Origin of the sequence: Flavobacterium sp. (assembly GCF_043778725.1) — a bacterium.
Classification (GTDB): domain Bacteria; phylum Bacteroidota; class Bacteroidia; order Flavobacteriales; family Flavobacteriaceae; genus Flavobacterium.
In genome coordinates this window covers 21,015-27,014 of record NZ_JAYWFT010000128.1, presented here as the reverse complement: position 1 = coordinate 27,014, position 6,000 = coordinate 21,015, and the positions used below count along the sequence as shown (strand labels likewise).

Here is a 6,000-nt window from a genome sequence, read left to right as displayed (position 1 = left end):
GTCAGTTAACAGGTCTTGAACAAGATAAACTTCGTGCAGAGTATGAAGAAATCATGAAATTAATCAACCATTTGAAAGAATTATTGGCTAATGTTGATTTAAGAACCAATTTAATTAAAGAAGAACTTACAGAAATTAGAGAAAAATATGGCGATGAGCGTCGTTCTCAAATTGAATATTCTGGCGGTGATGTTAGTATTGAAGATTTAATAGCTGATGAAAATGTTGTAATTACAATTTCGCATGCAGGTTATATTAAACGTACAAATCTTACAGAATACAAAACTCAAAATAGAGGAGGAGTTGGACAAAAAAGTGCTGGAACAAGAGACCAAGATTTCTTAGAGCACATGTATGTTGCAACCAATCACCAATACATGATGTTCTTTACCCAAAAAGGAAAATGTTTTTGGATGCGTGTTTATGAAATTCCGGAAGGAAGCAAAACGGCCAAAGGTAGAGCATTGCAAAATCTTATAAATATTGAGCCAGACGATAAAGTGAAAGCATTTATTTGTACTCAAGATTTAAAAGATAAAGAATATACTAATAGCCATAACCTTATTATGGTTACTAAAAAAGGTCAAGTTAAGAAAACATCTTTAGAAAAATATGCCAAACCAAGAATAAATGGAGTTGCTGCAATTACTATTAAAGAAGGTGACGAATTGTTGGCAGCTGAATTAACTAATGGAACAAGTCAAATTATACTAGCCGTTAAATCTGGTAAATTAGTTCGTTTTGAAGAAACAAAAACACGTCCAATGGGAAGAACAGCTTCTGGAGTTCGTGGAATTGTGTTAAAAGATGAAACCGATGAAGTAATTGGTATGGTTTCTGTAAATGATATGAACAGTGAAATTCTTGTTGTTGCAGAAAACGGTTATGGTAAACGTTCAAGTCTTGATGAATATAGAATTACTAATCGTGGTGGAAAAGGTGTGAAAACATTAAATATTACTGAGAAAACAGGTAAATTAATTTCTATAAATTCGGTTACTGATGCTGATGATTTAATGATTATCAACAAATCTGGATTGACAATAAGAATGGCAGTTGAAGATTTAAGAGTAATGGGTAGAGCAACGCAAGGTGTGAAACTTATTAATATTAAAGGAAACGATTCAATAGCTGCAGTTACTAAGGTTATGAAAGATGATGTTGAAGAAGTTATCCTAGACGAAGATGGAAATGTTATAGATGCGCCTGCAATTGAACGAGTTAAGCCAGTTTTGGAAATTCTTGAAGATGATGGTGCTGTTGATGATGATGAAGACGAAGACGACGATGTAGTTGAAGACGAAGAATCTGAAGATGAATCAGATGATGAAGAATAAATAATAAATCACCAACTTTATTAATAGAATAAAGTTGGTGATTTTATAAAAAAAAAAATAAAAAAATAAGTTAAATTATATCGGAATTTTCTATTTCGATAAAGAAATCAAAATTATGAGTAAAATTAAACAAATAATAATTGCTGGGACATTATTAGTTTCTGTTAGTTCTTTTGCCCAAAAAGAGGAATTGAAAGCATTGAAAAAAATTTATGCAAAAGATGAAATTAAAGGAAATGATTTAAATGAATACAAGTCATTAGTGTTAAAAGTAGAACCAATTGCTACAGAAGAGTCAGATAAAATTTATGCTGGTTTTTACAAGGCTATGATTCCATTATTGGATGTTTTAAGTCTAGATAAAAAATCGACTCCACAGCAAGTTCAAGCACAAATGGCTAAGTCTATCAATTCTAAAGTTGTTTCAGAAATGGCATTAGGATTGAGTGCAACATTGGAATATGAAAAAAAATCTGGAAAAAAGATTTATACAGATAAGATTAATGAAGCCATAGCTTCTTTTAAGCCAGATTTAATTAATTATGCTATAGAATTAGGAAATCAAAAAAAGTACAAAGAATCTGCGGATGTTTTATATTCTATATACAAATTAGATACAAAAGATCAAGAAACTCTTTATTATGCAGCTAGTTATGCCGTAAATGATAAAGATTATACCAATGCATTAAAGTACTATGAAGAACTAAAAGCATTAAATTATACAGGAGAGAAAACAATTTATTATGCTATAAATAAAGCAAGCCAGAAAGAAGAAAATTTTCCTTCTAAAGACTTGAGAACAACATTTATTGCCACAGGAACTCATGAAAAGCCACGTGATGAAAAATTGCCTTCCAAAAGAGGTGAAATTTATAAAAATATAGCATTAATCTTTTTGCAAGAAGGAAAAGATGATGAAGCAAAAAAAGCTTTTAAAGAGGCTAGAATTTCTAATCCTGAGGATAATTCATTATTGTTGAGTGAAGCTGAATTGTATTTAAAATTAAAAGATTTTGACACCTACACAAAGCTAGTAAACGAAGCATTAGAAAAACAACCTAATAATGCAGATTTAGTATATAACCTAGGAGTAATAAGCGGAAATTCTAATAAAAATGTAGAAGCAGAAAAATATTATAGACGTGCAATAGAAATTGATTCTAATTATTTTAATGCTTATTTAAATTTGGCTGAATTAAAACTTAGAGATGATAAGAAGTTTGTCGATGAAATAAATAAATTGACAAACTCTGAAAAAGATTTAAAAAAGTATGAATTGGTTAAAACTGAAAGAAATAAAAATTTTGCAAGTATTCTACCTATTTTAGAAAAAGCTTGTGAGATAGATAGCACCAATGATCCTGCAATGCGAACATTATTAAGTGTTTATAAGGCTTTAGAAATGACAGATAAAGCAAATGCTTTAAAAGCTAAATTGAAATAATAATAATCTATAAAAAAATGTTCGCCGTAAAAGCGAACATTTTTTTTATATAATTTTCTTTATTACACGCAACCTATGGGTATGCCTGTTTAACTCGGCATTGTAAATTCCTAAATGATCCAAACGGTCAATTCTAACTTTTCCGCTGGCGTGAATGATGTAATTATTTTCTAACATTATTCCAACATGAATGATTTTGCCTTCTTCGTTGTCAAAAAATGCTAAATCTCCAGGTTCACTTTCTTCAATAAAACTCAAAACTTCACCTTGGCTAGCTTGTTGCGAAGCGTCTCTTAATAATTTATATCCATTTAGTTTGTAAACCATTTGCGTAAAGCCCGAGCAATCTATGCCAAATGGCGTTTTTCCGCCCCAAAGATAAGGCGCGTTTAAATATTGATAGGAAGTTTTAACCAAATCTATTTTGGGCTTAATACCGCTTGCTTTTAATCCTTCAAAATCATAGTTTGTAGCATTAATATCGCCATGATTTAAAAAAGAAAGTGATGCACCAAGTGTAATAGGAATAAAAACATTATTGGGTGCAGTTATATATTCTACTAAATCTGCATTGAGAATTATAGCTTCTTTTGATAAAAGCTTATAATTTTCTTCAGATATCAATTGATACTGTTTACTGTCTATCCAACCTTCATAATTATCAAAATTCAATTTAACTTTAGACCAGTTTTTTTCTTTTTCTAAAATTTCAAAATGTTCACCAAAGAGAATTTGAGAAACTATTTCGCTTCTATCATTTGGTTCAAATCGTAAAGGGATTGTAGATAAATTACAAATGGCAAACATTAAAACAATATTAGAATTTGAATATTAAATTTAAAAAATTATGCTTTTTCAATTACAATTGCAGATGCTCCACCGCCACCATTACAAATTGCTGCAGCACCAATTTTTGCATTATTTTGCTGTAAAACATTTATTAGTGTAACTACAATTCTTGCTCCAGAACAACCAAGAGGATGGCCAAGTGAAACAGCGCCACCATTAACGTTTATTTTATCATTTGACAATCCTAATATTTGCGCATTGGCTAAACCAACTACAGAAAAAGCTTCATTAAATTCGAAAAAATCGACATCAGAAAGTGATAAACCAGCTTTATCTAAAGCTTTTGGTAATGCTTTTGCAGGAGAAGTAGTAAACCATTTAGGTTCTTGAGCAGCATCAGCATAAGATCTTATGTAAGCCAACGGTTTTAATCCCATTGCCATAGCTTTTTCTTCGCTCATTAAAATTACTGCAGCGGCACCATCGTTAATAGTTGAAGCATTTGCCGCAGTAACTGTTCCATCTTTTGTAAAAACAGCATTCAAAGTTGGAATTTTATCTAATCTTACGTTAGTATATTCTTCATCTTTGGTCACCATAATAGGATCGCCTTTTCTTTGAGGAACAGCAACTGGAACAATCTCTGAATCAAAATTTCCAGCTTCCCAAGCTTTGGCAGTACGCTCGTAAGATTGAATTGCAAAAGCATCTTGTTGCTCACGAGTAATTTTATATTCAGAAGCACAAAGGTCGGCAGCAACTCCCATAGCATTATTGTCATAGGCATCAACAAGTCCGTCTTTTTGCATTCCGTCTTGCATTGTTGATGGTCCAAATTTTACACCATTTCTCATGTGAACATAATGCGGAATCAAGCTCATATTTTCCATTCCTCCAGCAACGACAATTTCGGCATCACCAGCCATAATCGCTTGTGCTCCAAACATTATAGATTTCATTCCAGAGGCACATACTTTATTTACAGTTGTACATATTACATCATTAGATAATCCGGCAAAAATAGCCGCTTGTCTTGCTGGAGCTTGACCAACGCCAGCCTGAACTACATTGCCCATATATACTTCATCAACCAATTTAGGATCTAAATTAATTTTATTCAAAGCACCTTTAATTGCTGCGGCACCAAGATGCGGAGCAGGAACAGTTGATAATGAGCCCATAAAACTGCCAATAGGAGTTCTAACAGCAGAAACTATTACTATCTTTTTATTCATAATATTTTGTATTTTCTCGAAAACCGAGACTTGTTAGTTTGTTTGTAATGCAAATTTACTATTTTTTAAGTAAAATACATTTTTAAGCTAAAGATATTCCATATTAATTTAAGATTTCAAAAATATTAATTTCTATATATTTGATTTTTAAGCAATTCATAATTTTGACAAATTAATATAAAAAAAAACAACAAAAAATGTTGTAAATATTATAATGAAACATTAGATTTGCAACCGCTTAAAGAGAAAAAGTTCTTATATTTTATATTGAATTTGGAGAGTTGCCTGAGTGGCCGAAAGGACATGTTTGCTAAACATGCGTATGGGTAACTGTACCAAGGGTTCGAATCCCTTACTCTCCGCTTTTTTTTATTTTCGGGGTGTAGCGTAGCTCGGTTATCGCGCCTGCTTTGGGAGCAGGAGGCCGCAGGTTCGAATCCTGCCACCCCGACATAATGGTTCCATAGCTCAGCTGGATAGAGCAACGCACTTCTAATGCGTAGGTCGAAGGTTCGAATCCTTCTGGGATCACATAATTAAGCCACTATTTATAGTGGCTTTTATTGTTTTTATTATTGCTATTAAAAACAGTTTTAATAGGTTTTAAGCTAAAAGAATATAAGATTAAGTCAATTTTTAGCTTCCTTTTTTAAATCTATATATTTCGATAATTCTTCTGTAGAATTGTTTAATGACTCGGCAGATTGAATGATTATGTTTAGCATTTCTCTCAATTCTATTGCCTCAAGGTTTTTATCTTCGCACAACAATTTAGAAATTCCTAAGATGTTGGCAACCGATTTTCTAATTTTGTGAGAAATAGTAAACATCATTTCATTTAAATTATTATTAACTTCTTGTAAACGTTTTTCTTTTTCTATTTCTCTAATATCTAAATTTTTATGAGCTGCTTTTAAATCTTCGGCACATTTTTCTAATTGTTTGTGGTGCACTATTAATTTTTGTTGTGCAATTTTTAAATCATCAAGAGTGTTACTTTTTCCCATAATTTAGTGCTTTTTTTATTCAATTAATAATGCATTTTATAATTTACTCTGAGATTTTATTTTTGCTAAGGTATTGATTAAATATAAGTTATGACTAGGTATAACTACCTGATTTTTAATAAACATAAAGAATGTAAATCATTCTATTTTATAATTTTTGCATTTTTTTCAATGTTAACTAAATTGTT

General features: G+C 31.2%; 5 protein-coding genes and 3 tRNA genes. 5 read left to right on the top strand and 3 right to left on the bottom strand.

Annotated features, from left to right (window positions below):
• Together ACH2CG_RS12580 and ACH2CG_RS12575 are read left to right on the top strand one after the other, a co-directional pair.
• On the top strand, positions 1–1,337 hold a 1,337-nt coding region (locus ACH2CG_RS12580; protein ID WP_395065713.1), incomplete at its 5' end, for a DNA gyrase C-terminal beta-propeller domain-containing protein.
• A 115-nt stretch (positions 1,338–1,452) separates the two neighbouring features.
• Positions 1,453–2,781, top strand: a complete 1,329-nt coding sequence (locus ACH2CG_RS12575; RefSeq protein ID WP_395065711.1) for a tetratricopeptide repeat protein — start codon at positions 1,453–1,455, stop codon at positions 2,779–2,781.
• Positions 2,782–2,826: 45 nt separating this feature from the next.
• On the opposite strand, the gene ACH2CG_RS12570 is transcribed toward ACH2CG_RS12575, so the two are convergent.
• Complete coding sequence (locus ACH2CG_RS12570; RefSeq protein WP_395065709.1) at positions 2,827–3,588, bottom strand: NlpC/P60 family protein; 762 nt, start codon at positions 3,586–3,588, stop codon at positions 2,827–2,829.
• A 38-nt stretch (positions 3,589–3,626) separates the two neighbouring features.
• Positions 3,627–4,805, bottom strand: a complete 1,179-nt coding sequence (locus ACH2CG_RS12565; protein ID WP_395065707.1) for an acetyl-CoA C-acyltransferase — start codon at positions 4,803–4,805, stop codon at positions 3,627–3,629.
• A gap of 275 nt (positions 4,806–5,080) precedes the next feature.
• Here ACH2CG_RS12565 and ACH2CG_RS12560 point away from each other — a divergent pair.
• From ACH2CG_RS12560 to ACH2CG_RS12550, 3 genes are all read left to right on the top strand, one after another.
• A tRNA-Ser gene (locus tag ACH2CG_RS12560) sits at positions 5,081–5,167 on the top strand.
• Positions 5,168–5,181: 14 nt separating this feature from the next.
• Positions 5,182–5,256 (top strand) — tRNA-Pro (locus tag ACH2CG_RS12555).
• Positions 5,257–5,262: 6 nt separating this feature from the next.
• A tRNA-Arg gene (locus ACH2CG_RS12550) sits at positions 5,263–5,336 on the top strand.
• A gap of 98 nt (positions 5,337–5,434) precedes the next feature.
• Here ACH2CG_RS12550 and ACH2CG_RS12545 read toward each other — a convergent pair.
• Positions 5,435–5,812: a hypothetical protein gene (locus tag ACH2CG_RS12545; RefSeq protein ID WP_395065705.1), complete on the bottom strand. Its 378-nt coding sequence runs from the start codon at positions 5,810–5,812 to the stop codon at positions 5,435–5,437.
• Positions 5,813–6,000: the final 188 nt, after the last annotated feature.